Source organism: Nocardia aurea (genome assembly GCF_003123685.1).
Classification (GTDB): Bacteria; Actinomycetota; Actinomycetes; order Mycobacteriales; family Mycobacteriaceae; genus Nocardia; species Nocardia aurea.
Genome location: NZ_QCYJ01000021.1, coordinates 197,940 through 222,592, shown reverse-complemented (window position 1 = coordinate 222,592; position 24,653 = coordinate 197,940). Strand labels below are relative to the sequence as shown.

Below are 24,653 nucleotides of genomic sequence, written 5' to 3'. Positions count from 1 at the left end.
CACCGCCACGACACGGCAAAGGCGAACGGGCGCAACGACGCAACTTCGTCCGCGGCCCGCGGCCGCATCGGCGCGCGGTCCCGGATCCGACGACGAGATCACCCGTATGCCGGAGGATCGCTCGCGCGGTATTCGGTACGGTATGCGGGTGCTCACAACCGGCGCGGCGACCGCGTCCGAGGGCCACCGGAGCCCCCGTCGTCCTTCGGTGATCGAACGCCCCGCTACCCCGGCCCGACGCGGCGCCGTGCCCATCGACGATATCGACCGGGTTCTGCTCGACCATCTCGCACGCGACGGCCGGATGACCAACAACGCGCTCGCCGCCGCCGCGGGCATCGCACCGTCGACCTGCCTGGGCCGGGTGCGCGCACTGGTCGAGCGCGGCGTCATCCGCGGCATCCACGCCGATATCGATCCGGCCGCGTTGGGCCGCGGCCTGCAAGCCATGATCGCCGTTCGGCTGCACGGGAATTCACGCGGTCACCTCGCCGAATTCGGCCGCGAACTCGCCGCGCTCCCCGAAGTACTCGACGTGTACCTCGTCGCGGGCGCCGACGATTTCCTCATCCAGGTCGCGACCTCGAACACCGACGAATTACGCGATTTCGTATTGACCCGCCTGAACGAACGCACCGCCGTGGCGTCGACCGAGACGATCCTCATCTTCGAACACATACGTCCGAACGCGTCCTGACCGGAACATGCCGCCCCGGGCCGGGACCGCTACACCGGAACCCGGTCGTCGGCCGGGGATTCGAACGGGCCGCGGGAGTCGGGGGCGGCGGCGCGGATCGCGTCGGCGGATTCGTCGTCGGGTCGGGTGTTGGCGCGCAGTTCGGCGTCCACACGCGCCAGGTAGGTGTCGACCTCGCGGGCGATCCGCGCGTCGTCCCAGCCCAGGTGCGGTGCGACCAGGCGAGCGATGTCGGCGGCCGAGTCGGCGCCGCGCGTTCCCGTCTCGATCGACAGACGGGTGCGGCGGGTGAGGATGTCATCGAGATGGAGTGCGCCCTCGTGGGTGACCGCGTAGACGATCTCTGCCGCCAGGTAGCGCGAATTTCCCAGTGGCGCACCCAGTTCCGGATGTACGGCGACTATATCGCGGATCTCGGTGACGGCGCTGCCGTAGCGCCCGAGCAGATGTTCGGCGGTGGCGATGTCGACGCCGAGTTCGGCGGCCAGCCGGGGAATCGACAGTGTCAGCTCGTGATAGCCGTGCGCGCCGACCAGCGGCACCCGGTCGGTGCGCGAAGGTCCCACGCGGCCGGGCAGATCCGCGACGGCCAGGTCGACGGCGTCGGCGGCCATCACCCGGTAGGTGGTGTATTTGCCGCCCGCCACGACGACCAGCCCCGGGGCCGGTGACACGACGGCGTGTTCGCGTGACAGCGCGCTGGTCTGCGCGGCGGTGCCCGCGAGCAGTGGACGCAGTCCGGCGTAGACGCCGACGATGTCGTCGCGGCTGATCGGGGTCTCCAGCAGCCGATTCACCTGCGCCAGAATGTAATCGATATCGGCGCTGGTGGCCGCCGGATGCGCCGGGCCGTGTTCCCAGTCGGTGTCGGTGGTGCCGATGACCCAGTGCTGATCGCTCCACGGGCACGGGATGACGAACAGCAGGCTCTTCTCGGTTTCGGTGATCAGGCCGGTCTCGGAATCGATGCGGTCGCGCGGGACGACGATGTGCACCCCCTTGGAGGTGCGGACCCGGAAGTCGCCGGGTGTGCCGAGCACATCCTGGAGTTCGTCGGTCCACGGGCCCGCCGCGTTGATGGTGCGGGTGGCGCGCACTCGCAGGTATCGCCCGGATTCGAGATCGTGGACGAGCGCGCCGACGACGCGTCCGTCCTCCCGGAGGAAATCGACCACCCTCGCGCTCGAGGCGACGAGCGCCCCGTGCGAGGCGGCGGTGCGCGACAACATCATGGTGTGGCGGGCGTCGTCGAGTCGGCCCTCGTAGAAGCTCACTCCGCCGTGCACCGCGCCGCGTTTGGCGCCGGGGAAGCGGGCCAGGGTCGCGCGTTTGCCGAGGTGGCGGTGGTGGCCGGGCACGCCGCGTCCCGCGCCGAGGAGGTCGTAGACGCCGACGCCGGTGCCGACCCAGGCGCGATCCAGGCCCCGCCGTTCCAGCGGATAGACGAATTCCACCGGTTTCGCCAGGTGCGGAGCGAGGGTGCCGAGAATCAGCGATCGTTCCCGCAGGGCTTCGAAGACCAGCCGGAAGTCCAGTTGTTTCAGATAGCGCAGTCCGCCGTGGATCAGTTTCGACGACCGACTCGAGGTGCCGGAGGCGTAGTCCCTGGCCTCGACGAGTCCGACGGTCAGTCCGCGGGTGACGGCGTCGAGCGCCGTGCCCGCGCCGACGACACCGGCCCCTAGCACCAGGACGTCGAGTTCGGCGCTCTCCATGGTGTCGAGGGCGTGCTGTCGCTGTTCCGGGCTGAGGGCGACGGGGGTGAACGGCGACCGGTCGGCCGCGGCGAAATTCTTTCCGGCTCGAATCATGGTGCGCGCATTCGTCTTTCTGGTCGTTTCGGTGGGCGTTCCGCTCGACGGCGGAGTGTGAGCGTCCCCCGCCGAGCGAGCCGTACCCGAAAGTAGGCACTCCGCCGAGCGCGGGCAAGCGATACCGTTCGACAATGTCGAACGGTATCGACATCGCGGCCGCTACAGTGGACACCGTGCCCGGGCCGATCCAATCCATCGAACGGGCCGCCGCCATCATGAACGTGGTGGCCGAGGCCCCGTTCGGCATCGGCGTCGGCGAGTTGGCGGCCGCGCTGGATCTCCCGAAGACCACCGCGCACGGTCTGCTCCGCACCCTGGTGCGGGTCGGGTATATCGAGCAGGAAGCGGGGTCGGGGAAATATCGGGTCGGCGCCGTCGCCCTCGGGCTCGCCTCCCGGCCCCTGGATACGAATGTGCTGCGGTCCTACTCGATGAACCGGGCCGACGCGCTCGCCGCGCGTTCGGCGGAATCGGTCCGCATCGGGGCGCTGCACGGGACGTGCGTACGGATCGCGCATCACGTCTTCCGCCCGGACGACACCGCGCAGACCCTGCGCGTCGGCACCGAACTGCCGCTGCACGCCACGGCGCTGGGCAAGGTGCTGCTGGCGTACACCCCCGGACTCACCGAGCGCGGCGCGGGTGCGACGCTGCCCGCGTTCACCCGTCGCACCCTCGTCGCGCCGCGCGCGCTGTCCGCCGAGGTGACGGGGGTGCGAGGGCGTGGCCACGCCACCGATATCGGTGAGTTCTCCTCCGAGCGGGCCTCGGTGGCCGCACCGATCCGGGACGCGGGCGGACGGGTGGTCGGGGCGATCGGGCTGGTCGGGACGATCGACCGGATCACCGAACGCGGAACCGTGCCGCGACCGGGTCTGATCGAACTGGTCGCCGCCGCCGCCGCGGGGATTTCGCGCGATCTGACCGCCGCACGGCCCGGATCCCGATGAGGGCGGCCACCGCGAGCACCGGGCGCTTCGTCATGGCGATCGACCAGGGCACCACCTCCAGCCGCGCGATCCTCTACGACGCCACCGGCCAACAGGTTTCGATCGTCCAGCGTGAACACCGGCAGCTGTATCCGGCGGCGGGGCGGGTCGAACACGACGCCACCGAGATCCGCGGGCATGTCGAGGCCTCGATCGGGCGGGTGATCGGCGCGGCCGGGATCACCCCGGCGCAGGTGGTCTCGATCGGGATCGCCAACCAGCGCGAGACGACGGTGCTGTGGGACCGCCGCACCGGCGTCCCGGTGGGTAATGCCATCGTGTGGCAGGACACCCGCACCGAGGACCTGGTCACCCGGCTGGCGGGTTCGGCCGGGGCCGCCGAGGTGACGCGGCGGTCGGGGCTGCCGCTGCTCGGCTATTTCGCCGCCCCCAGGATTCGCTGGATGCTCGACCGGGACGAGCGCCTACGGGAACGGGCCGAACGCGGCCACATCCTGTTCGGCACCATGGACAGCTGGTTGATCTGGAACCTGACCGGTGGCGCGGACGGCGGCGTGCACGTCACCGATGTCACCAATGCCGGGCGCACCATGCTGATGAATCTGCGCACCCTGGACTGGGACGACCATCTGCTCGCCTTCTTCGGCGTGCCGCGGGCGATGCTTCCCGAAATCCGCTCCAACGCCGAGATCTACGGGCACACCGCGATCGCGCCGAACGGCATCCCGATCGCCGCCGCCCTCGGCGATCAGCAGGCCGCCCTGTTCGGACAGACCTGTTTCGAAGCGGGCGAGGCGAAATGCACCTACGGCACCGGCAGTTTCCTACTGGCCAATACCGGTGCCGAACCGGTGTATTCGACCCACGGTCTGCTGACGACCGTCGGCTTCCGCATCGGCGACGAACCGGCGAGGTACGCGCTGGAGGGTTCCATGGTCGCGACCGGAACCCTGGTGCAGTGGCTCCGTGACCGTCTCGGCCTGATCGACGCCGCCCCGGAGATCGAGACCCTCGCCGCCACCGTCGCCGACAACGGCGGCTGCTACGTGGTTCCCGCGTTCTCCGGCCTGTTCGCGCCACGGTGGCGGGCCGAGGCGCGCGGTGTCATCGCGGGACTCACCTCCTACATCACCAGGGGGCATCTGGCGCGGGCCGTGCTGGAGGCGACCGCCTGGCAGACCAGGGAGGTGGTCGACGCCATGAACGCCGATTCCGGTCACGCGCTCGCCGAACTCCGCGTGGACGGCGGCATGACCTCCAATCACCTGCTCATGCAGCAGATCTCGGACGCACTCGGCATTCCGGTGGAACGTCCGCTCTTCTCCGAGACCGTGTCGCGCGGTGCCGCCTACGCCGCCGGACTCGCGGTGGGACTGTGGCCCGATATGACGGGCCTGCGTCGCAATCGCCACACCGCGGCGCGCTGGCAGCCCACGGCCGCCGCCGATCGGCGCGAGTACGAATACCGGCAGTGGTCGCGGGCGGCCGAACTCACCTACAACTGGCACGACCCGGTGACCCGACCGCCGTCATCGCCGGAATCGGTCACGTAGCCAGGACCAGCCGCCGGTCGACCACAGTGCGATCGCGATCAGGACGGGCTGAAAGAACAACCGGGTGAACCGTTTACCGTCGCTGTCGAGCCCGAAGGCGTCCACGTGCTCGCGCCACTGGCCGATATTGCCGGGAAAGACCGCGACGAAGAACACGGCGACGACGACACCGACGATCGGCCGCCACCGACGGACGGCGAAGAGCAGGGCCAGACCGAGCACGATCTCGACGACGCCCGAAGCGAGTACCACCAGATCCTCGTCGACCGGAACCCACGCGGGTACCTGAGCGCGAAATTCCTGACGGGAAAAGCTGAGATGGCTGATTCCGGCGAAGGTGAGACTCGCGCCGAGCCACAGGCGGGCGATCACGCGAATCACCCCGACCGAGCGGGAGGACGATGTTCGATCCGATGTCACCGGGGTGCTCATGTCGATGATCGTTCCAGAAACATTGTGCACGATCAAGTTGTTGGCGATGGATCCATGGCGCACCCCGGTCCGGCCGTACGACGGGCGGAAATCTAGAATGCAACTTGTGTCTAAGACGTACTCATCAGCTGATCATGCCTATCGCGAGGTCAAGGAGCGGATTCTGACCGGCGTTCTGCCGGGCGGTGAGCTGATCAGCGAAGGTGAGGTCGCGAGCGATCTCGGCATGTCGCGCACACCGGTGCGGGAGGCCTTCCTGCGACTGGAGACCGAGGGCTGGATGCGGCTCTACCCCAAGCGCGGTGCCCTCGTCGTGCCGATCCCCGTCGCGGAAGCCGAACATGTCGCGCACGCGCGCTACGTCGTCGAAGTGGCGGCGGTGCGCGCGGTGGCCGTGCGCGACCGCACCGCGCTGATCGCCGCGCTACGCGCCTCGCCGGACCGACAGCGAGCCGACGCCGAGGCCGGTGACCGCGAACGATTCGCGCTGGAGGACACCGACTTCCATCGCACCTACGTGGTCGCCGCCGACAACCCGCTGCTGGCCGGGTTCTACGACTCACTGCGCGAACGGCAGCGCCGGATGAACAGCCTCGCGCTGCACCGGGGCGCCACCGATATGGCGGCGATCATCGAACAGCACGCGGAACTCGCGGATCTGATCGAGGCGGGCGACGCGGACGGTTTCGCCACCGCACTCGTCGCGCACCTGTCCACGGTGCACCGACTATCACTGTCGGGCCTGTGATGGCGACGCTCACCGATCTACGCTCCCCCGCCGTCGCGACGTCGACGCGGCAGTGGCGGGCCGTCGCGGCCTCGATGTTCGCGATCGCCTGGGGCGGTAACGAATTCACGCCGCTACTGGTGATGTACAAGGCGAACGGGCTCGCGGTCACGACGGTCGACCTGCTGCTGTTCCAATACGTGCTCGGCATCGTGCCCGCGCTGCTGATCGGCGGGCCGCTGTCGGACCGGTACGGGCGCAAACCGCTCATGCGACCGGCTCCGGTCATCGCGGCCACGGGTTCGCTGCTGTTGGCCTGCGGTGCGGATTCGGTGCCGATGCTCTCGGCGGGACGGATTCTGTGCGGTGTCGCGCTCGGACTCGCCATGGCGGTGGGCAGCAGCTGGCTCGAGGAACTGTCGCAACCGCCGTTCGCCCCGGATCACCGCTCCGGCAAGGGAGCCCGACGTTCGGCGATGAGCCTGACCGGCGGTTTCGCGGTCGGCGCCGGTGTGGCCGGAGTGCTGGCGCAATGGGCGCCGTGGCCGCACTCCCTGGCGTACCTGATCAATGTGGCGCTGTGCGCGGTCGCGGCCGTCCGGGTTTCGCGTGCCACGGAAACGGTGGTGCCGCGGGCTGATCCGGGGCGTCTACGTGACGACCTGCGGATTCCGGCGGGCAGCCACCCGCGTTTCGCCCGGGTGGTGTTGCCGGTGGCCGCGTGGCTTTTCGCCTCGGCGGCCACCGCCTACGCCGTCATGCCGACCCTGATGGCGCCCCGGGTGCACGGCGCGTCCATCGCGTTCTCAGCCCTGATCACCGTGATCACACTGAGCTGTGGTTTCGCGATCCAGTCCGTCGCGCGCCGAATCGACCGGCCCGGCACCGCCCGTGCCGCGGTGGTGTCGCTGTCACTCGTGGTGTGCGGCATGGTGTCGGCGGTGTTCGCCTCGCACCTGCTGACCATGTGGGCGACGATCCTCACCGCGGTGGTGCTGGGCGCGGGCTACGGCATCGGCATGGTCGCCGGTCTCCAGGAGATCGAACGGATCGCGCGCCCGGACGATCTCGCCGGGCTGACCGCGGTGTTCTACTCCGTGTCCTACCTCGGATTCGGGATCCCCGCGCTGCTGGCCTGGCTGCACCGGTCCGCGGGGCTCGGCTACCCCGTGATGTCCGCCGCGGGCGCGCTCGCGGCGGCGGCCTGTCTGGCACTGGTCGCGCGCGATTACGTCGCCGACGAGGCTCGGCGGTAGTCGAAAACGGCGCGCCACGGTAGAAAACGGCGCGGCGCGCCACGGTGGACCGACACGGCGCTACCGTTCTCCCAGCACCGAATCCGCCGTGTTCACCAGAGGAGTTCCCTTGCTCGCGATCGTGCAGATCCTGGCGATTCTCGCCGCCGTCCTCCACGTCTACATCTTCACCCTGGAGACGCTGCGATTCGGCCTCCCCCAGGTGCATCGCGGCATCTTCGGGGTGGCGGACACCGACGTCGCCGCCGTCCGCCCGTGGGCCTTCAACCAGGGCTTCTACAATCTGTTCCTGGCCGTCGGGACATTCGTCGGCGCCCTGCTCGTCCGCTCGGTCGAGGCCGCGGGCTGGGCGCTGATCGTCATGGGGTGCGGATCGATGGTCCTGGCCGCCCTCGTCCTGCTCGCCACCGACCGCCGCATGGTCAAGGCCGCCGCGTCGCAGGGCACCATCCCCGCGCTCGCCCTGCTCGCCTCGCTCACCCAACTCTGACCGTCGACCGCGGCGTCCGATATCTACCGGCGCCGCGGCCGATCCATCAATTCCCGTACAGCGGAGTCGATTTCGGAAAGTTGACCGGCAGCGAGACCAGGGCGCGATGGAACGGTCCCGGTCGCCACATCAACTCCTCGGCCGCCACCGCGAGACTCAGTTCGGGCAGGGCGTCGAGCAACTGGTCGATGGCGTCCTGCACGACCAGGTACGCCAGCGAACGCGCGGGGCAGGCGTGCGGGCCGACACCCCACGACAGGTGCGACCGATTGTCGGAGAACTCGCGCCGCGTCGTGATCGCCGGATCGTTGTTGCACGCGGTCATGCTGACGACGACGGGTTGATGGGCGGGTAACCAGGCCTCATCGATGAGGATCGGCTGACGCGGGTAGGTGACACAGTAATTCGCCATCGGCGGATCGTTGAACAGCACCTCGTCGATCGCGTCCCGGGTGGACAGACTGCCGCCGAGGATGCCGCCGCTGAAACGTTCGTCGGTGAGCATCAGCAGCACCGTGTGCACGATCAGATTCTGTTGCGTCTCGATGCCCGCGCCGTAGAGCGTGGCGAGCTGGTGGACCATCTCGACGTCGTCGAGACCGGCCCGATGGGCGATGAGCCGGGAGGTGATGTCGTCGGCGGGCTCACGGCGTTTGCGCGCGGTCAGTTCCAGCAGCGCGTCGGCGAGCATCACATTGCCCTTCGCCGCGTTCACGCCGTCGAAGATCGCCGCCATGCCGGTGGCCACCTGCTGCCCGATATCGGGCGGGCAACCGAGCATCTCGTTGAGCACCGCGAACGCGAGCGGAAAGGCGTACTGGCTGATCAGATCCGCGGCGCCGTCCCCGCAGAACCCGTTGATCAGCGGAAGGGCGATCTGCTCGACCACCGCGTGCAGCGCGTGCAGATCCAGGGCCGCGATGGCCTCGACATTGGCCTGCCGGTAGCGGGTGTGCTCGGCGCCCGCACTGCGCAGGGCATTCGGTCGCCACTCCAGCATAGGCAGCACCGGACACTCCCCCGGGATGTCACGCTGCCAGGTACGGGGGTCGGCGGGGAAATGCTCGGGATCGTTGAGGATGCGTACGGCGGTGTGATAGCCGATCACCAAGGTGGCGGGCACACCCGGAGCGAGCTCGACGGGGGCCAGTGAACCGTAACGCGCGCGCATCCGGTCATAGGCGCCGTGCGGATCCTGCGCGAATTCCGGGTCGAACAGAGAAACCCGCGGGCCGTCGGTATCGATCGGCGATCCGTGGGGCACCGGGCAACGCCCGGGTACAGAGGAAAGGGTCAACGACGAGTCTCCACGCGATGGAACAGGAATTCGACCAGGGTGATCAACGACTGTAGACAGGTGCCGCGATGTCGGGCATCGAGCGCGGTCAACGGGGTGTCGGCGGTCAGGTCGAGTGCGTCCCTGATCTCGTCGAGCGGATAGCTCTGCGCGCCCTCGAATCGGTTGACGGCGACCGAATACGGCACCCCGCGCTCCTCGAGAACCGACAGCACCTCGTCGGCCTTCTCGATCCGGCGGGTGTCGACCAGGACGAGCGCGCCGAGCGCGCCCCGCGCCAATTCCTCCCACAGGGGCACGAACCGCTGCTGTCCGGGCGTGCCGAACAGGTACAGCGCCAGTTGCGGATTCAGGGTGATCCGCCCGAAATCCATGGCGACGGTGGTGTTCACCTTGCCGGGCAGACCGACCATGTCGTCGATGCCGACACTGGCCTCGGTGATGGTCTCCTCGGTACGCAGCGGTTTGATCTCCGACACGCTGCTGACGAACGTCGTCTTTCCGACCCCGAAATTGCCCGCTACCAACAGTTTGACCGAGCGTGTCACCGTCTCCGGTACGTAGTCGACAGCGCGCTCAGGCCGGGAGAGCACGGAGCCCATTGAGTACCTCCTCCAACAGGGCGATCTCCGGCAGATTCTCGGCCGGGGTCGGTGTGACCAGATGCTCGCTGTCCATCAGGTCGGCGACCAGGATCTTCACCACCGACGGTGGGAGATCCAGATAGGCCGCGATCTCGGCGACGGACAGTGCGCCGCGCCTGCTGCACAGGTTCATCACCCGAACGACGTCCGGCGCGGCGCCGGGCGTCGGATCGGATTTCGCGATGACCAGGGTGACCAGATCCAGTTCGCGGGTCGGGCGCAAGCGCCCGCCGGTGCGCACGTAGGCGCGCACCAGGTCGGGATCGCGTCGGGATCTGGTCATCGCCGGTCGCTATCGGCTCTCCGCTGCGACATGCTGCCTAGCTCGTGACCGACTCTGGCCGCCAACTCGTTCATGCGGTGGGCGATGAGACTGACGTCGATCTCCCCGGTGGTCGAAACCCCGAGCAGCGCACCCTCGCCCGCCGCGGTGATGAAGATCATCCCGTCGTCGTATTCGGTCATCGCCTGCCGCAGATTGGTCTCCGGTCCACCGCAGAACTCGCCGAGGGCCTTACCCAGTGAGCGCAGGCCGGACGCCGCCGCCGAGAACCGTTCGGCGTTGTCGCGGGTGATACCCGCCGAGTGCGCGATCCGTAGTCCGTCGTCGGAAAGCAGCACCGCGAATCGCACCCCGGGGACGTTCAGATCCTCGAGTAACCACCCCAGCTTGTTGCTGTTATCGGTCGCGGCCGTGTTCGGTGTGCTCATCAGGGTGTCGTCCCTTCCGGGTGTTCGGTCGCGATGCTGTTCGGAGCGGTCGCGGGGTTGTCGTCCGCGGCGGCGCGGCCGCTCTTGGAACCCGATTGCCATGCTGCGGCGATATCCGGTCGAGCGGGTCCCGACGCCGTCGCGGTATCGGATCGGGCAGTACGTGGCCGGGCCGACGAGGCGGACGCGACCGTGCGGCGTCGCCGCTTCGGGAGACCACCGCTGGTGATGTCGTGCACGGCGAATTCGCTCTCCTCACTGGCCGGTTCCGCGGCGGCCGGCACGAGGGCCGGTTCGAGTACCTGCGGTTCGGGTTCGGCGGGCGCGGGGGGTTCGTCGGACCTGGTCGGCGCGGCGAGCAGGGCCTCGGGCACGTACACCATGGCGCGCATACCGCCGTAGGCGTTCGGCCCATCGATGTAGACGGTGAATCCGTAGCGTCGCGCCAAGGCCGCGATACCGGGGAAGCCGACCTTGGGGGCCGGGCCGAGCTGGTGGATGTCGACCGGGCGCTCGTTCGCGAGGATCTGCCTGGCCTCCTCCATCTGCTCGGAGTTCATCCGCACACCGGCGTCGTCGATGATGACGGTGACGCCGTGATGGCCGGTCTGGAAGCTGACGTCGACGAAAGAGGTTGGCGGCGAATACCGCAACGCGTTGTCGAGCAACGTCGCGAGCGTATGGACCAGCGGTTCCACCGCACGGCTGATGACGACCCGGTCGAGTTGATTCGGCCGGACGCGCAGGTAGTCGCGCACACGGCCGACCGCGCCGCCGACCACGTCGGTCAGCGACTGCGCGGGCCAGCGCCGTCCCGGCAGGCCACCGCAGACGATCACGTAGGACTGCGCCTGACGGATCATCTGCTGCACGGTGTGGTCGATCCTGGTGAGCGTCGCGTAGACCTCGTCGTCGCGATGTTCGCGCAGCGCGGCACTCACGACCTGGCTCACGTCGGCGCCGAGACTCACCACCGAGGTGCCGAAGGAGCGCACCGCGCCACTGGTCGCCTCACGGGCGGAGGTGGCGACCTCCGATCGCACCGTGGACTCGGTGTGCTTGATGACCAGCCTGGCCTGTTCCTCGGCCTCGTGCGCGATCATCTCGCGGGTCTCGGTCTGCACCCGACGCAGATCCTCGTCGAATCGTTCGCCGATCCAGCGCAGCCCCTGCGCCAGTCGCGAATTCTCCAGTCCCACAGGAATTCCCACGGCGGGAGCGGAGGGCTCGAACCGCCGCACCGCTTCGGTCACCGCGGGTAGGGTCTTGACCGCGAACGCCTCCAGTGCGTCCTCGTACGCGCTCTGTCTCGCCGCGAGCTCGTCGATCCGGGCTCTCTGGCGTCTTCCGGTATTGACCGAAAACCCCGCCACCGCGAGCACGAGTGCAAGGGCGAGGATCCATGGCAGTACTACGGCGATATCCACATTCATCAGTTCTCTCGTCGTCGACAGGTTCAACCTCCCCCCGAGAACCAGTTGCCTATGGTCCGCGTCGAATCCCACAGCCTGCTGCCACCGAACTCCGTCTCACCTTCCGAACGTCTGCCCAATACATATTTGCCGAACACATATTGCCGATCACGATGACCACCTCGATACACCACCGCGATCGGGTCACCTCACCGTTCACCATCGGAGGTCCCGAATCCCGTAGCGGCGACCGGGCGGCGCGGGTCATCGCCGGTCGAGCCCCGACCCACAGTGCCTGTGGGACAGGCGATCAGACAATCGATCGCCAACTGAACGGAGCGCTCCCGCACAGCCCGGAACCCGACGACCCGCCCACCCTAGCAGCAACCTCGCGAACGCACGACGTAACCATGAGACGCAAAGAAGTTGAGCCGGTGCGGATCACGCGTCCGAACGGAAACATCTCCGCCCTTACCCACCGCGAACACAAAGCAATCGGCCGGGGTTCACCGAATTCGGTGAACCCCGGCCGGGATACGCGTGCACGGGTGGGTCAGCTCTGGAGGCCGACTTCCACCTCGAGGGAGAGGGTGATCTTGTCACCGACCACGACGCCGCCACCGTCCGGCAGTGGCATATCGATATCCACGCCGAAATCACGACGGCTGACCACGGTGGTGGCCTCGAAACCGGCGACGGGTCCGTTGCCCATGCCCGGATTCACGCCGAGGAATTCCACCTCGAGCGAGACGGGCTTGGTCACACCGTGGAAGGTGAAGTCTCCGTCGACGACGAAGGCGTCGCCCTTCACCCGGAAGCCGGTCGAGGCGAAACTCGCGACCGGGAACTGCTCGGCGTGGAAGAAATCGGCCGTGCGCAGATGGGCGTCGCGCTGAGGATTGTCGGTGGTCACCGAGTCGATCCGGATCTCGGCCTCGGCCGAGGCCGAACCGTCCTCGCCGATGACGAGTTTGCCCGAGAAATCGGTGAATCGGCCGCGCACCTTGCTCACCATCAGGTGGCGGACGGAGAAACCGACGAGCGAATGGGCGGGGTCGATGACCCAGGTACCCGCGGACAGGGCGGTCGTGGTTCCGGCGGTCATGGAGCGCTCCTCTGCTGTGCTGTCGCTGCATTTTGGTTGATGTGGCAACCTTTATAACGCAACCGCACGGCGAGACATTTCCACTGTGACGCACGGCACAGCGGATGGCAACGGGCCTTCGCGCGGCCGAATACCCAAACCCGCGGTACCGGATACCATGCGCGCATGGCAAAGCTGAAGGTCTCCGTCGACGTTCCGATTCCGCCGGAACAGGCGTGGGCGCACACCTCGAACCTGGCCGATCTGGACAAATGGCTGACCATGCACGAGGCGTGGCGCGGCGAAGTGCCCGCGGAATTGACCAGGGGCACGAAACTCGTCGGAGTGGCCACGGTGAAAGGTCTGCGCAACCGGGTGACCTGGACCGTCGACGCGGCGGAACCGCCCCGTCGACTCGCGCTCAGCGGCGCGGGCAAGGGCGGCACGAAGCTCGGCCTCGAACTCCGGGTCGCGCCGAAGGGGGCGGGCTCGGAGGTCACCGTCGACATCGCACTCGGCGGAGCGCCGCTGTTCGGACCGATCGGCACGGGCGTGGCGCGGGCGGTGCGAGGCGATATCGAGCGGTCGTTGCAACGTTTCGTCGCGCTCTACGGCTGAGCCCGAGCGCCCGCGAAACGCCGAGATCCGGGTCGGTGACGTCGGTAGACGTTCATCGACCCGGATCTCGGTCGTTCACACCGGCGGATACGCCGACGATCTCAGCGCATCGTCTATCAGTGCATCATCGCCGCGGGCGTATCCGCGGCGAGTTCCGGATTCTTCGGCTTGGTCCTCGGCAGGAAGAACGCCGGGATCAGGGTGAGCGCGAGCACGACCACCGCGACGACATAGGTCGAGCTGAACGCGTCGGCGGCCTGATCGAAACCGGACTCGATCGTGCCCGGCGGCAGTTTCGCGGCCAGGGACGGGTCGGTATTCGACGCGATCGCGGCCCCCGCGTCCGGCTTGTCCTGGAGCAGGTTGGTCAACACCACCGACATGATCGCGGTACCGATCGAGCCGGAGGTCTGGTTGACGATGTTCATCAACGTCGTACCCCGGGCGACCTGCGAATGCGTCAGCGTCTGGATGGCCGCGGTCATCGTCGGCATCATCGTGCAGCCCATGCCGAAGCCCATGATCAACAGGGCGACCATCATGATCGGATACGCCGTGTCGGCCTCGAGCTGGGTGAAGAACGCCATGCCGATGGTCATCAGGGTGATGCCGGTCAGCACGATCTTGCCGGGGCCGATCTTGTCGACGAGCCGCCCCGCGATCGGCATGGTGATCATCGCTCCGATGCCCTGTGGCGCGATCAGCAGACCGGCCGCGAGCGCGGTCTCGCCCCTGACCTGTTGCAGGTAGCTGGGCAGTAGCAGACCCGCGCCGAAGAAGGCGATCGCGAACAGCACCATGGTGAGCACCGCGAAGGTCATCGCCCGGTCGCGGAACAGATGCAGATCGATCAGCGGATGTTCGGTGCGCAACGCGTGCAGCACGAACAGAATCAGCAGCGTCACGCCGACCAGCGCGGGGATCAGCACCCTGGCCGAGGCGATGGTGCCCTGTTCCGGGATCGAGGAGACGCCGAACAGGAACAGCGCCAGACCCGGCGAGGCCAGCAGCATACCGAGGAAGTCGAAGGATTCCGACGGCTCCGGACGGTCGGAATCGAGGACGACGAAGGCGAGGATCAGCGCGACCACGCCGATCGGCAGGTTGATGAGGAAGATCCAGTGCCAGCTGAACGTGTCGATCAGCCAGCCGCCGAGAATCGGCCCGCTGATCGGGCCGAGCAGCATCGGCACACCGAGTACGGCCATGACCCGGCCGACCCGCTGCGGCCCCGCCGCGTGGGTCATGATCGTCATGCCGAGCGGCATCAGCATGCCGCCGCCGATGCCCTGGAGCACTCGGAAGGCGATGAGCGACTCGATATTCCAAGCCGTACTGCACAGCAGCGAGCCGAGTATGAAGAACGTCAGCGCCATGATGTAGAGGCGCTTGGTGCCGAACCTGTCGGCCGCCCATCCCGTCAGCGGGATGACCGTCGCGAGTGCCAGGGTGTAGCCGGTCATCGACCACGCCGCGATGGCGTAGCTGGTGTCGAACTCAGCCTGGAAGGTGGGGATCGCGACGGTCACGACCGTGATGTCGAGGATGGACATGATCGCGCCGAGCACGACCACGCCCGCAACCTTGTACACCCGCGCGTCCAGCTTGTCGCTGGCGGGATCGGGACCCGGCGATTTATCCGGAGATAGTGTCACCGCTTAAGAGTGGCACCTCGGCGGCAAAAGAACCAGTACCGCGACGAAGCAAATCGCGAAACTCCTAGGGGGTGAGTGCCGCCAGTTCGCTCTGGACCAGTTCGTCGTGTTCCTTCGCCGCGGCGGCCGCCTTCCTCGGGCTCCAGTGTCCCGCCATGACGAAGACGAACGGCAGGAAGGTCACCTGCGCCAGCAGGCAGATCCACCACCAGAGTTCCCACTGCGCGGGCGAATCCTCCTTGGCCTGAGCGACTTCCGGACCGTACTCGGCCAGGTAGGCGGCGTCGTCGGGTGCGATACCGCCGACGGCGGCCAACTGCGACGCCGCCGTCGCCACCTTCGGACCCACCGTCGCGGCGACCGCCAGCTGATCCCTCGGAATTTGCTGGGTCGCGGTCAGTCGCGCGATCGCCTGGTCCACCGGGATGCCGAACTTCTGCGAGACCTGACCGACCGCCGCGAGTCCGGCGGCGGCGTCGGTGGGATTCTCGGCCAACTTCGCCTGCGTCTCGGGCTGGATCGCCTGGAGGGTCTGCAATTCCTGCGGGTATTTCGCGTTCAGCGCGAGCGTGGCCTGTACCTGCTCCGGTGTGGCGCCGCTCAGCGCCGAGAGCGCCCGCACCTGCGCGGCCTGATCGCCCGGGTTCTTCTGCAACGCGGCGAGGGTTTCGGTGCCCACGGTCTGGATGGTGGCCAACTCCGCGCCGTACTTCTCCTGGATCTCGCCCAGGCGCGGACCGTGGTTCACCAACGGACCCGCCGCGTTCACCACGATCAGCAGCCCGAACAGCACCAGGGTCACCACCCCGCGCAGGATGCCGCCCCATACCGCGAGGCCTGCCACGGTGGCCGCCGGATTGCGCGCTTCGACGGTTTCGGTGAAACTCGCCATCCAGGTCGAATAGGCGATGCCGGTGCCGACCGCGATGACGACGAAAACCCCGGCGAAGGTGTAATAGCCCGTGTCCGGCTTGTCGGTGAAGCCGATGAAGACGAACAGGCCGACGATGCTGATGAGCGCGCCCACGATCATGAACGGCTTGCGCACCTTCAGGTAGTCCGACGCGATTCCCGCCAGGACGAGCGCGATGGCGTTCGGACCCCAGTACCAGTTGCCGAGCGCGTTGGCCTGGGACGGACTGAATCCGAAATTGGTCGCCATGTACACCGGCAGGAACGACACGATCGTGTAGAAGTACGCCAGGAACAGGCTGATGCCCAGCGCCGAGCCGACGATGTTCAGACGCATCATCTGCTTCCACTGGTCACGTTCCAACGCGTTCACGTCCAGGCCGCGGGCGCGCGCCTCGATCAGCGCCTTGTCGCGTAGCGACACCATGATCTGATCGCGCAGCGGCGGACTCAGCTCCCGCAGCCCGATCACCGCGACGACCGCGATCACCATGCTGATCACGCCGCAGACCCGGTAGTGGAACTGCCAGTCCGGATGCGCGTCCAGGGTGCGGGTGGAGATCGCCGTGGTGACCAGCGCGCCGATCACCGGTCCGAGCGTCCAGAACCCCATCGCCGAGGCCCGGCCCAGCTGCGGGGAGAAATCGCGGATCAACGCGGGCGTCGCCACGAGTACCGCGCCCTCGACGATGCTCACCAGGATGTAGACGGCCAGGTAGGCCTCCTTGGTGGTCACCGCGGGCACCGCGAACAGCGTCAGCAGCGAGCAGATCACCACGCCGTAGGCGACGATATTGGCTCGCCCCCATCGGTCGAGCAGCCCGGCGAGCACCGACGCGACCGCGCCGAACGCGGCGCCGATGATGAATATCCAGACGAAATAGGCGAACGACAGATCGAAGTAGTCGATCAGCTCGTTGCCGACGGCCCCGGTGACGAACAGCTGGTAGTACAGCGCGATCGAGGCGATCACCACGACGGCCAGATACCAGGAACGGGCGGGAGTGTCCGGATAGTGCGGGAGTTTTCGCTGCCAGAGCCCGGTCAGCAGGGTCGGCGAGGTGGTTGGTATCGACGAAGAACTCATGGTCGAGGTGCCTTTCTAGCCACGGCACCTCGCACGAGCTGGACCACCGCGATTCAGGAACGAGCAGCCGGGTGGGATCAGGCTACCGAGACGACGTGATGCACATCACTGTTTGCGCAGGGTTGTCCGGTTCGGCGGCATCCGCCCCCGCGCGAGGCCCCCACCAGGGCATTCGTCCCCGAAATCAGCCGGGAATCCGGTACGGCGCACGCGCCTGCGGACGTTCCCGCTCCAACTGCGCCGCCGCCGAGAGAATCGTGGTCTCACCGTTGGCCGGGCCGATCAGCTGGACCGACAGCGGCAGCCCGTCCGCGGCGACCCCGGTGGGCACCGAGGCGGCGGGATTACCGGTGACATTCCACAAACCGGTGTAGGCGACCATCGGAATCGCCGCGAGCTGGGCCCGGACACTACCGAGACCGTCGAGCACACCGACCGCGGGCGGCCGGATCGCGAGCGTGGGTGTCAGCAGCAGATCGCATTCTTCGAAGATCCGATCGACCTTGCGGGTGAGCGCCTCGCCCCGGCGGATCGCCCGCTCCACCACGCCGCGCCGCGCCCACGCCCCGAGTCGCAGGGTCTCCCTGGTCCGTCGTTCGAGCAGTTCCGGGTGCTCGACCGATTCGGCCTCGGCGCGAACACCGCCGAAGAACTGCGGGAAGAACGCGGGCGTCGGATCGGGATAGTCGGGGTCGACCTCGAAGACGGTATGGCCGAGCCCGGCCAGCAGCGCGGCCGTCTCCTCCACCGCCCTCCGGTGCTCCGGATCGAGTTTCACCATCGGCACCGGCGAGCGCGTGCTGTATCCGATGCGCAGCACCCGATCGGTTCGGCGCGCGGCCTCCTCGAACGACATGATCGGGTCGGGGGCGCCGAACCGGTCGGCGGGGGCCCCGCCGCGGATGACGTCGTAGACGATCGCGGAATCGAGCACACTCCTCGTCAACGGTCCCGCCACGCCGAGCGCCCACCACAGGTGCTCGTGCGGCGCCACCGGCACCCGGCCGCGCTGCGGTTTCAGCCCGAACAGGCCACAGCAGGCGGCCGGAATCCGAATCGAACCGCCGCCGTCGCCGCCGAGGGCGACCGGGACCAGCCCTGCGGCCACCGCGGCCGCCGACCCGCCGCTCGAACCACCCGTCGAACGGCTCGGATCCCACGGATTGCGGGTCATCCCGTACGTGCTGGACTCGGTGAACGGCCACTGGCCGAATTCCGGCATCGCGGTCTTGCCGATGATGACGGCCCCCGCCGCGCGCAGTCGCCGCACCATCTCGGCGTCGGCCGCGGCCGGGGTGCGATTGGCGCGGGTACCGAACGTCGTGACCACCCCGGCCACGTCGATCTCGTCCTTCACGGCAACCGGAATACCGTGCAGCGGACCGAGTTCCGCACCGTCGAGACGCTGCCGGTCGCGGGCGGCCGCTTCGGCTCGCGCCTGTTCGCGCAGCACCCGGATGAAGGCGCCGAGTTCGCTCGCCCTGTCGATCCGCTCGAGTGTCGCCTCGACGAGTTCGGTCACCGAGACGGCGCCGCTGTCCAACAATTCGCGCTGCTCGCCGATGCCCGAACCCGCAACCTCGTGAATATCCATCCGTCCTGCTTCTCACATTCGTGTGATCGATCCGATTCGACCGGGAACGCGCGTCGCCTCACGGTCGGCGACCGGTCAGGCGAGCCTACCGACGTATATCGCCATATCGCGGAGATATGTGAACGTCGGCCACGCTCACGAACGGGAACGTTTCTGATCGCCGAACGGTTCGTCGCGTTCGCGCACGGCCTCGCGGAAACCGACGGTGGCCGCCCGAGTCTGAAAGGCGTAGCCCTCCGAGGTGTGGCGGGAGATGCCGTCGAAGACGGTCGAGATCATCCCGGAATTGAGCACGCCCTGGGAGTACAGGGCCGAGTTGAGCGCGAGTTTCGCCATCATGAGCTGGTTGACCGGCATCCGCGCGATGCGCGCGACCAGCGCTTCGGTGCGCTCGTCGAGTTCGTCGGCGGGCCAGGACTCGACGGCGAGACCCCATTCCACGGCCTGCTTGCCGGTGAGGCAGTCACCGGTGAACAGCAGCCGCTTGGCACGCTGATCGCCCAGGCGATGCGCCCACATCCCGGCGGCCGGGATACCCCACACGCGGGTCGGCGGATAACCGATCTTCGTATCGTCGGCGCAGATGATCTGGTCGGCGAACAGGGCGATGTCGCTGCCGCCCGCGACGGCGAAACCGTGCAGTTTGGCCACGGTCGGTTTGTCGGCGCGCAGCAGGCTGGCGAAACCACGGTTGAACCGACTCATCATGGCGTAGTCGACCATCGGATCCCAGGTCGCGGCGGGATCGTGATTGCGGCCCTGCACGACCGGATCGACCACGGTCCCGGTGACGTCGTCGGCGGGGTCGGCGATCCGGAAGGAATTCTCCGCGAACATGCTCAGGTCGTAGCCGCCGCAGAAGCCCTTGCCGCGCCCCGACAGCAGGATGACATGCACGCGCGGATCCAGATCGGCCCGTTCCACCGCGTGCGCCAGGTCGCGTGGGGTATCCGGGGTGATCGCGTTGCCCTGCTCGGGCCGGTCGAAGGTGATGCGCGCGATCCGGCCGTCGACCTCGTAGGTGAGAGTCGGGTAGGTGCGTTCCGATTCCGGCTGCGCGCGGTCGTGCCAGCGCGAATCCGGTGTCTCGGTCCAGTTCTCGTACCACGCCGCGGGGCGGGAGCCCGCCTGGAATCGGTTGTCTGTCACTGGTTTTCCTTTCGTACCCGGACTAGACAGGGGGATACTCGACGGGTCGAAGTCTGGTCCACGCGCTCCACGAGGCGATGACCGGCCCCGCCGCCACGGCCGAATTCGAGCTGTGGGCGGCGGCGCTAGAGGTGGTAGCGGACGTTCGGGCTCCACAGGAAGTAGCTGTCGATACCCGCGGCGGCGCAGGCGTCGATCTGCGCCTGGACCTCGGCGGGTCCGTAGTTCACTCCGAGACTGAAATCCTGGAGCCACGGAACGACTTTCGCGCCGGTTCCCTCGGTCTGCCTGCGGAAGTCGTCGAGTGATCGGAAGATGATGTCGTAGGGCTGCCCGTTCGGGTCGGCGACGCCGTACTCCCCCGCGTTCCAATGCGACGGATACAGCATCGGCGCGACGTAATCCACCTGCCGCGCCATCAACGGGATGTCCTGGGCGATCTGCTGCGGCCGGGTCGAGGCGATGCCGAAGACCGCCGCGCTCTGGAAGGCGCCCGCGTCGTGCACCGGGCCGCGGCTCTCCCCCAGGAAATCCGCGATGGAGACGGCGGCGTCGACCGTGGCGCCGGGGAACACCATCGACGATTCCGGGCCGTCCGGGCGTCGGATGTAGTCGTACATGATCTCGTCGAAGCCCAGCCGCGCCGCTTCGACCGCGAGATCGATGTTGTAGCGGCGGATCTCGGGATGCGCGAAATTGGTGAAGGCGATCGGACCGTACTTGCTCGAGTACGGCTGACCGCCCGGATTCTGGATCACCCAGTCCGGTCGGCCCGCGTGCCACGCCCATTCGGCGACGGCCGGATCCCGGAACGCGACGATCCGGCCCACCACGCGCAGGCCCATGTCGTGCAGCACGCGCAGGGCCGACGACGCGTCGTAGATCGCCTCGACGGCGCCGGATTCCCGTGCCAGCGGCACCTGGGAGTCGTAGCCGACCACGCCGTCCTCGTCCTTGATATCGAGTTGGACGGTGTCGATGCGCCCGGACCGCGCCAGTTCGAGGACATCCTCGCGCAGCCCCTCGTGCGACCAGGCGTGCGCCGTGACGTGCACGGCCCTGATCCGGGGAACCGCGGCCGCGGCGGCGAGGGGAACGGTGGTCGAATTCCCCGCCGCGTCCAGCGCGACCAGTTCCGCGCGCACCGGCGCGCGCGGCAGGGTGATGTCGAATGTGCCGTCGGGGGCGAGCGGTACCGGCTCGGACCCGATCGAGGCACGCTGCGCGCCGATGATCCTGCCGCGCACCGTCACCGGCTCGCGATAGGAACGCACGGGCGCGGTCGGGGCCAGTTCCACCCGGGGAGCGGCGGTGTCGACGGTGAAGGTCTCGACGGACGCCGGGCCCGGGCGCAACCAGCCGGACGGTCCGCCGCGCGGGATCTGCGCGCCGAACCGGTGTTCCCCGTCGGCGAGCGGGCCGGGACGGAAGACGACGGCATCGCCGTCGACCGTGCCCGTGACCGGGGCACCGTCGAGTTCCAGACGCAGTTGCTTCGCGTCGTGTCCTCGCGTGTCCACCCGGAATTCCAGGGCGCTCAGCTGCGCGGCCCCGACGATCCCTTCCGGCAGCCCGGTCACCGTGAGCCCGTCGGATTCGCTTCTCATTCCGACTATCACCGAGGCGATCACCACCGAGGACACGACCGCGATCGCCACCGACACCAGCCGCCGACGGCCCGGCTGCCGGACACTTTCCAACAACGCCCACACCAACTTTCGTACCGAGTGTTCCCACTATCCCCGGCATATTCGGTCGCGTCGTGGTTTTCGCGAATATCCCGCGAACGAAATTCATCCGGCGGGTACCGTCACCCCGATGGTGGTGCGAACGATCCCCGGAATACGATCCATCCTGATGTCGCTGCTGGTCGCGGCGGTCGCTGGATGCGCGACCGCGCCCACTCCCGAAGCCGCTCCCGAACAACAGGTCTCGATGACCGTCACCGGACCTGCGCCGACGTTCGTCGACCCGGCCCGGATCGCCGCGAACGAACTGGGCGCGGTGCCGATCCTCATGTACCACCAGGTGACCGCGAATCCGGCGGGCGAATACGATCAGACCCCCGAGGAATTCCGCGCCGAACTCGACCGGCTGTACCGGGAGGGATATCGCCCGGTGACCGCCGCCGATTACATTTCCGGCCGCATCGATATTCCCGCGGGCACCCACCCGGTTGTTCTCACCTTCGACGATTCCACCGTCAGCCAATTCGCCTTCGCACCGGACGGGCGGCCGACGCCGGAGTGCGCGATCGGCATTCTCGAGGAATTCGGCGCGAGCCGTCCCGATTTCCGCCCCACCGCGACGCTCTACGTCAACGACGACCCGTTCACCCTCGGCGCTCCCGCGTTGACCTGGCTCGCGGCGCACGGCTACGAAATCGGCGCGCACACCGCCGGTCACGCCGCCCTGGCCCGCCTCGACGGTGACGGCGTGCAGCGTGAACTCGCCGAGAACGTCCGTGCGATCGAGGTTTCCGGTGTCCGGGTGCGCACCATGGCGCTGCCGTTCGGTCTCGCTCCCGCCGATCGGTCGCTGGCCCGGCAGGGCAGCTGGGCGGGGACCTCGTACTCCTTCGAGGCCGTGATGCTGGTCGGGGCCGGGCCCGCGCCGTCGCCGTTCGGGCCGGTGGACCCGGTCGCGGTGCCGCGGATCAGATCCGGTCGGGGCGAGGTCGATTTCGATTCCGCGTACTGGCTCGATCGGCTCGCCGAGAGTCCGGAGCGCCGCTACACCTCCGACGGCGATCCGGCCGGGATCTCGTTTCCCACCGCACGGGCCGGGGAACTCGCCGCCCGGTGGTCGAGCCGGGCGACACCGTACTGAGCCCCGAGCGCGGATTCAGCCCGAAAAAGTCCGCACACCGTTCAGATAGGTGGTGAGCACCGCGACATCGGCCAGGTCCTCGGCCGGTACCACACGCGGATCATGTTCGAGCACAACGAGATCGGCGTACTTTCCTGGCGTCAGGGAACCGGTGATGTCGTCGGCGAAGAGTTGGTAGGCGGCGTCGATGGTCTGGGCGCGCAGCGCTTGGTCGACGGAGATGCGCTCCTCGGGGGCGAGCACGCGCCCGGATCGCGACGTCCTGGTGACGGCCGCGGCGATATTGCGCATCGGCTCCTCCTCGGTCACCGGACTGTCGTTGTGGAACGAGATCCGCATCCCCGCGTCCAGCGCCGATCTGGCGCGCACCCAGTGCGCGCCGTGCTCGGGGCCGAACAGATCGTCGACAAGGACGTCGCCCCAGTAGTAGAGGTGGTCGACGAAGAGGCTGCACGTGATCCCGAGCCGCGCCGCGCGTTCGAACTGCGCGCTCGTCATCGCGCCGCAATGTTCCAGCCGCAAGCGGTGATCGGGCCTCGGATACTGCCCGAGCACCTCGTCGTAGACATCGAGGATCATGTCGACGCCGTTGTCGCCATGGACATGACACGCCATCTGCCAGCCGAGCGGATAGTAGGCGCGCACGATCGAGAACAGTTGTTCCTCGGTGTAATTGGAATGTCCGCGGTGGTCGTGCCCGAGTCCGAGCGCGGCGGTCGCCGGGGTGTTCAGGTACGGGAAGGAGATGTCGATATTGCCGATCCACGGCGAACCGTCCACCCACAGTTTGATGCCGACCTGACGGAACATGTCGTCGCCGTTGGCCAGCGGACAGTAGGTCACCCCGTCGACGCTCGACATCTCGTACACGCGCATGCGCACCTTCGCCGCGCCCTGCCGGTACAGCTCCGCGGTGAGCGGGCGCATCTGGTCGGAGAACGCCATATCGCTGCACAGGGTGACCCCGCGCGCCGCCAGATCGGCGTGCTGGCGGGCGAGCAGTTGCGGGCCCGACAGCTCCCCCGCCAGGATCGGGGCGACCACGGCGAGAACGGCGGGCGCCTCGTAGACCTTGCCGGTGGGTCTGCCGTGCGCGTCGCGCTCGAACGAACCGCCCACCGGATCGGGGGTGTCGGCGTCGAGGCCGGCCATGGTGAGCGCCGCCGAATTGGCCCACGCGAGGTGACCGGAGTTCTGCCACACGATGATCGGCCGATCGGGGCCGAGTTCGTCCAGCCATTCCCGCGTCGGTTCCGGAAAACCGGTCTGCAACAGCACATCCACGCCGTAGAAGATCAACGGACGACCCGCGGGCGCGTTCGCCACCGTGCGCGTGATCGTGGCGTGCGCCTGGTCTGCGGTCGGGCACGTGGTGACCGGTCGGATGTCGATCACGGTGTCGGAGTAGAGCATCTGGTCCTGCGTCGGGTGGGTGTGCGCTTCGACGAACCCCGGCATGAGGCAGTGCCCGCCCAGGTCGACGACCTCGGTACCCGAACCGCGTGTCGCCAGCACCTCCTCGCCGCCGACCGCGGTGATGCGATCGCCGGTCACCGCGACGGCACTCGCCACGGGACGGTCGGGATCGACGGTGATGACGGGACCACCGGTGAAGATCAGATCTGGCGTGCTCATCGAACCTCCGCGGGACAACGGGGGCGAATATCGGGCGCGTTCCGATCGAGCGTCGTATGCCCAGGGGTAGCTGTCATCCGACAAGCGACGACGATAACAGCAGCGTG

Annotated in this window: 22 protein-coding genes; 8 read left to right on the top strand and 14 right to left on the bottom strand. The window is 68.0% G+C overall.

Annotation, left to right across the window (positions count from 1 at the left end; translation table 11 throughout):
* Positions 1-142: 142 nt before the first annotated feature.
* Positions 143-697 (top strand): Lrp/AsnC family transcriptional regulator, encoded by a 555-nt coding sequence (locus tag DAT37_RS08635; protein ID WP_109524484.1) that lies wholly within the window; start codon positions 143-145, stop codon positions 695-697.
* Between the two features lie 29 nt (positions 698-726).
* On the opposite strand, the gene DAT37_RS08630 is transcribed toward DAT37_RS08635, so the two are convergent.
* On the bottom strand, positions 727-2,508 hold the full coding sequence (locus DAT37_RS08630) for a glycerol-3-phosphate dehydrogenase/oxidase (RefSeq protein ID WP_109524179.1): 1,782 nt from the start codon (positions 2,506-2,508) through the stop codon (positions 727-729).
* Positions 2,509-2,642: 134 nt separating this feature from the next.
* Between DAT37_RS08630 and DAT37_RS08625 the strand changes: the two genes are divergently transcribed.
* Both DAT37_RS08625 and glpK read left to right on the top strand, forming a co-directional pair.
* Positions 2,643-3,461 carry an IclR family transcriptional regulator gene (locus tag DAT37_RS08625; RefSeq protein WP_232839596.1) on the top strand — a complete coding sequence of 273 codons (819 nt, stop codon included), beginning with the start codon at positions 2,643-2,645 and terminating at the stop codon, positions 3,459-3,461.
* Positions 3,458-5,014, top strand: a complete 1,557-nt coding sequence (gene glpK / locus DAT37_RS08620; protein ID WP_109524178.1) for a glycerol kinase GlpK — start codon at positions 3,458-3,460, stop codon at positions 5,012-5,014. The genes DAT37_RS08625 and glpK overlap by 4 nt, the downstream gene beginning before the upstream one ends.
* On the opposite strand, the gene DAT37_RS08615 is transcribed toward glpK, so the two are convergent.
* The gene (locus DAT37_RS08615) at positions 4,991-5,446 is read right to left on the bottom strand and encodes a DoxX family protein (protein ID WP_109524482.1); all 456 of its coding nucleotides are present in this window, start codon (positions 5,444-5,446) and stop codon (positions 4,991-4,993) included. The two genes, glpK and DAT37_RS08615, sit on opposite strands and share 24 nt — an antisense overlap.
* A gap of 106 nt (positions 5,447-5,552) precedes the next feature.
* Here DAT37_RS08615 and DAT37_RS08610 point away from each other — a divergent pair, with 106 nt between their 5' ends.
* The 3 genes from DAT37_RS08610 to DAT37_RS08600 all read left to right on the top strand — a co-directional run bounded on the left by DAT37_RS08610 (position 5,553) and on the right by DAT37_RS08600 (position 7,919).
* Complete coding sequence (locus DAT37_RS08610) at positions 5,553-6,194, top strand: GntR family transcriptional regulator (RefSeq protein WP_109524177.1); 642 nt, start codon at positions 5,553-5,555, stop codon at positions 6,192-6,194.
* Positions 6,194-7,429, top strand: a complete 1,236-nt coding sequence (locus tag DAT37_RS08605) for an MFS transporter (RefSeq protein ID WP_109524176.1) — start codon at positions 6,194-6,196, stop codon at positions 7,427-7,429. The genes DAT37_RS08610 and DAT37_RS08605 overlap by 1 nt, the downstream gene beginning before the upstream one ends.
* 109 nt (positions 7,430-7,538) lie before the next feature.
* Positions 7,539-7,919: a DUF1304 domain-containing protein gene (locus tag DAT37_RS08600; RefSeq protein ID WP_109524175.1), complete on the top strand. Its 381-nt coding sequence runs from the start codon at positions 7,539-7,541 to the stop codon at positions 7,917-7,919.
* 46 nt (positions 7,920-7,965) lie between these two features.
* On the opposite strand, the gene DAT37_RS08595 is transcribed toward DAT37_RS08600, so the two are convergent.
* The 6 genes from DAT37_RS08595 to DAT37_RS08570 form a co-directional block, all read right to left on the bottom strand.
* Positions 7,966-9,183, bottom strand: coding sequence for a cytochrome P450 (locus tag DAT37_RS08595; protein WP_232839595.1), 1,218 nt, complete (start codon positions 9,181-9,183; stop codon positions 7,966-7,968).
* Positions 9,184-9,212: 29 nt separating this feature from the next.
* Positions 9,213-9,818, bottom strand: a complete 606-nt coding sequence (locus DAT37_RS08590) for a GTP-binding protein (RefSeq protein ID WP_109524173.1) — start codon at positions 9,816-9,818, stop codon at positions 9,213-9,215.
* Positions 9,793-10,143 carry a DUF742 domain-containing protein gene (locus DAT37_RS08585; protein ID WP_109524172.1) on the bottom strand — a complete coding sequence of 117 codons (351 nt, stop codon included), beginning with the start codon at positions 10,141-10,143 and terminating at the stop codon, positions 9,793-9,795. Before DAT37_RS08585 ends, DAT37_RS08590 begins: the two co-directional genes overlap by 26 nt.
* Positions 10,140-10,571, bottom strand: a complete 432-nt coding sequence (locus DAT37_RS08580; protein WP_109524171.1) for a roadblock/LC7 domain-containing protein — start codon at positions 10,569-10,571, stop codon at positions 10,140-10,142. The genes DAT37_RS08585 and DAT37_RS08580 overlap by 4 nt, the downstream gene beginning before the upstream one ends.
* Positions 10,571-12,004 carry an ATP-binding protein gene (locus tag DAT37_RS08575; protein ID WP_109524170.1) on the bottom strand — a complete coding sequence of 478 codons (1,434 nt, stop codon included), beginning with the start codon at positions 12,002-12,004 and terminating at the stop codon, positions 10,571-10,573. Before DAT37_RS08575 ends, DAT37_RS08580 begins: the two co-directional genes overlap by 1 nt.
* A 532-nt stretch (positions 12,005-12,536) precedes the next feature.
* The gene (locus tag DAT37_RS08570) at positions 12,537-13,088 is read right to left on the bottom strand and encodes a YceI family protein (RefSeq protein ID WP_109524169.1); all 552 of its coding nucleotides are present in this window, start codon (positions 13,086-13,088) and stop codon (positions 12,537-12,539) included.
* A 165-nt stretch (positions 13,089-13,253) separates the two neighbouring features.
* On the opposite strand from DAT37_RS08570, the gene DAT37_RS08565 reads away from it, so the two are divergent.
* Positions 13,254-13,685 (top strand): type II toxin-antitoxin system Rv0910 family toxin, encoded by a 432-nt coding sequence (locus DAT37_RS08565; RefSeq protein ID WP_109524168.1) that lies wholly within the window; start codon positions 13,254-13,256, stop codon positions 13,683-13,685.
* Between the two features lie 116 nt (positions 13,686-13,801).
* On the opposite strand, the gene DAT37_RS08560 is transcribed toward DAT37_RS08565, so the two are convergent.
* The 5 genes from DAT37_RS08560 to DAT37_RS08540 form a co-directional block, all read right to left on the bottom strand.
* The gene (locus tag DAT37_RS08560; RefSeq protein WP_198654152.1) at positions 13,802-15,340 is read right to left on the bottom strand and encodes a DHA2 family efflux MFS transporter permease subunit; all 1,539 of its coding nucleotides are present in this window, start codon (positions 15,338-15,340) and stop codon (positions 13,802-13,804) included.
* Between the two features lie 64 nt (positions 15,341-15,404).
* Positions 15,405-17,339, bottom strand: a complete 1,935-nt coding sequence (locus DAT37_RS08555) for an MFS transporter (protein ID WP_109524167.1) — start codon at positions 17,337-17,339, stop codon at positions 15,405-15,407.
* A gap of 184 nt (positions 17,340-17,523) precedes the next feature.
* A complete protein-coding gene (locus DAT37_RS08550) occupies positions 17,524-18,933 on the bottom strand; it encodes an amidase (RefSeq protein ID WP_109524166.1) in 1,410 nt (469 codons plus the stop codon).
* Between the two features lie 135 nt (positions 18,934-19,068).
* The gene (locus tag DAT37_RS08545; protein ID WP_109524165.1) at positions 19,069-20,082 is read right to left on the bottom strand and encodes a crotonase/enoyl-CoA hydratase family protein; all 1,014 of its coding nucleotides are present in this window, start codon (positions 20,080-20,082) and stop codon (positions 19,069-19,071) included.
* A gap of 125 nt (positions 20,083-20,207) precedes the next feature.
* Entirely contained in the window at positions 20,208-21,785 is a 1,578-nt protein-coding gene (locus tag DAT37_RS08540) for a putative glycoside hydrolase (RefSeq protein ID WP_232839594.1), read from the bottom strand.
* A 115-nt stretch (positions 21,786-21,900) separates the two neighbouring features.
* Between DAT37_RS08540 and DAT37_RS08535 the strand changes: the two genes are divergently transcribed.
* On the top strand, positions 21,901-22,911 hold the full coding sequence (locus DAT37_RS08535; protein WP_232839593.1) for a polysaccharide deacetylase family protein: 1,011 nt from the start codon (positions 21,901-21,903) through the stop codon (positions 22,909-22,911).
* A gap of 15 nt (positions 22,912-22,926) precedes the next feature.
* On the opposite strand, the gene DAT37_RS08530 is transcribed toward DAT37_RS08535, so the two are convergent.
* The gene (locus tag DAT37_RS08530; protein ID WP_109524164.1) at positions 22,927-24,546 is read right to left on the bottom strand and encodes an amidohydrolase; all 1,620 of its coding nucleotides are present in this window, start codon (positions 24,544-24,546) and stop codon (positions 22,927-22,929) included.
* Between the last annotated feature and the right edge of the window lie 107 nt (positions 24,547-24,653).

Excerpts from the sequence above, each read along its gene's own strand:
- DAT37_RS08635 (WP_109524484.1), top strand. The coding sequence starts at position 143 with ATGCGGGTGCTCACAACCGGCGCGGCGACCGCGTCCGAGGGCCACCGG.
- DAT37_RS08630 (WP_109524179.1), bottom strand. The coding sequence starts at position 2,508 with ATGATTCGAGCCGGAAAGAATTTCGCCGCGGCCGACCGGTCGCCGTTC.
- DAT37_RS08625 (WP_232839596.1), top strand. The coding sequence starts at position 2,643 with ATGTCGAACGGTATCGACATCGCGGCCGCTACAGTGGACACCGTGCCC.
- glpK (WP_109524178.1), top strand. The coding sequence starts at position 3,458 with ATGAGGGCGGCCACCGCGAGCACCGGGCGCTTCGTCATGGCGATCGAC.
- DAT37_RS08615 (WP_109524482.1), bottom strand. The coding sequence starts at position 5,446 with ATGAGCACCCCGGTGACATCGGATCGAACATCGTCCTCCCGCTCGGTC.
- DAT37_RS08605 (WP_109524176.1), top strand. The coding sequence starts at position 6,194 with ATGGCGACGCTCACCGATCTACGCTCCCCCGCCGTCGCGACGTCGACG.
- DAT37_RS08590 (WP_109524173.1), bottom strand. The coding sequence starts at position 9,818 with ATGGGCTCCGTGCTCTCCCGGCCTGAGCGCGCTGTCGACTACGTACCG.
- DAT37_RS08585 (WP_109524172.1), bottom strand. The coding sequence starts at position 10,143 with ATGACCAGATCCCGACGCGATCCCGACCTGGTGCGCGCCTACGTGCGC.
- DAT37_RS08580 (WP_109524171.1), bottom strand. The coding sequence starts at position 10,571 with ATGAGCACACCGAACACGGCCGCGACCGATAACAGCAACAAGCTGGGG.
- DAT37_RS08575 (WP_109524170.1), bottom strand. The coding sequence starts at position 12,004 with ATGAATGTGGATATCGCCGTAGTACTGCCATGGATCCTCGCCCTTGCA.
- DAT37_RS08570 (WP_109524169.1), bottom strand. The coding sequence starts at position 13,088 with ATGACCGCCGGAACCACGACCGCCCTGTCCGCGGGTACCTGGGTCATC.
- DAT37_RS08565 (WP_109524168.1), top strand. The coding sequence starts at position 13,254 with ATGGCAAAGCTGAAGGTCTCCGTCGACGTTCCGATTCCGCCGGAACAG.
- DAT37_RS08555 (WP_109524167.1), bottom strand. The coding sequence starts at position 17,339 with ATGAGTTCTTCGTCGATACCAACCACCTCGCCGACCCTGCTGACCGGG.
- DAT37_RS08550 (WP_109524166.1), bottom strand. The coding sequence starts at position 18,933 with ATGGATATTCACGAGGTTGCGGGTTCGGGCATCGGCGAGCAGCGCGAA.
- DAT37_RS08535 (WP_232839593.1), top strand. The coding sequence starts at position 21,901 with ATGGTGGTGCGAACGATCCCCGGAATACGATCCATCCTGATGTCGCTG.
- DAT37_RS08530 (WP_109524164.1), bottom strand. The coding sequence starts at position 24,546 with ATGAGCACGCCAGATCTGATCTTCACCGGTGGTCCCGTCATCACCGTC.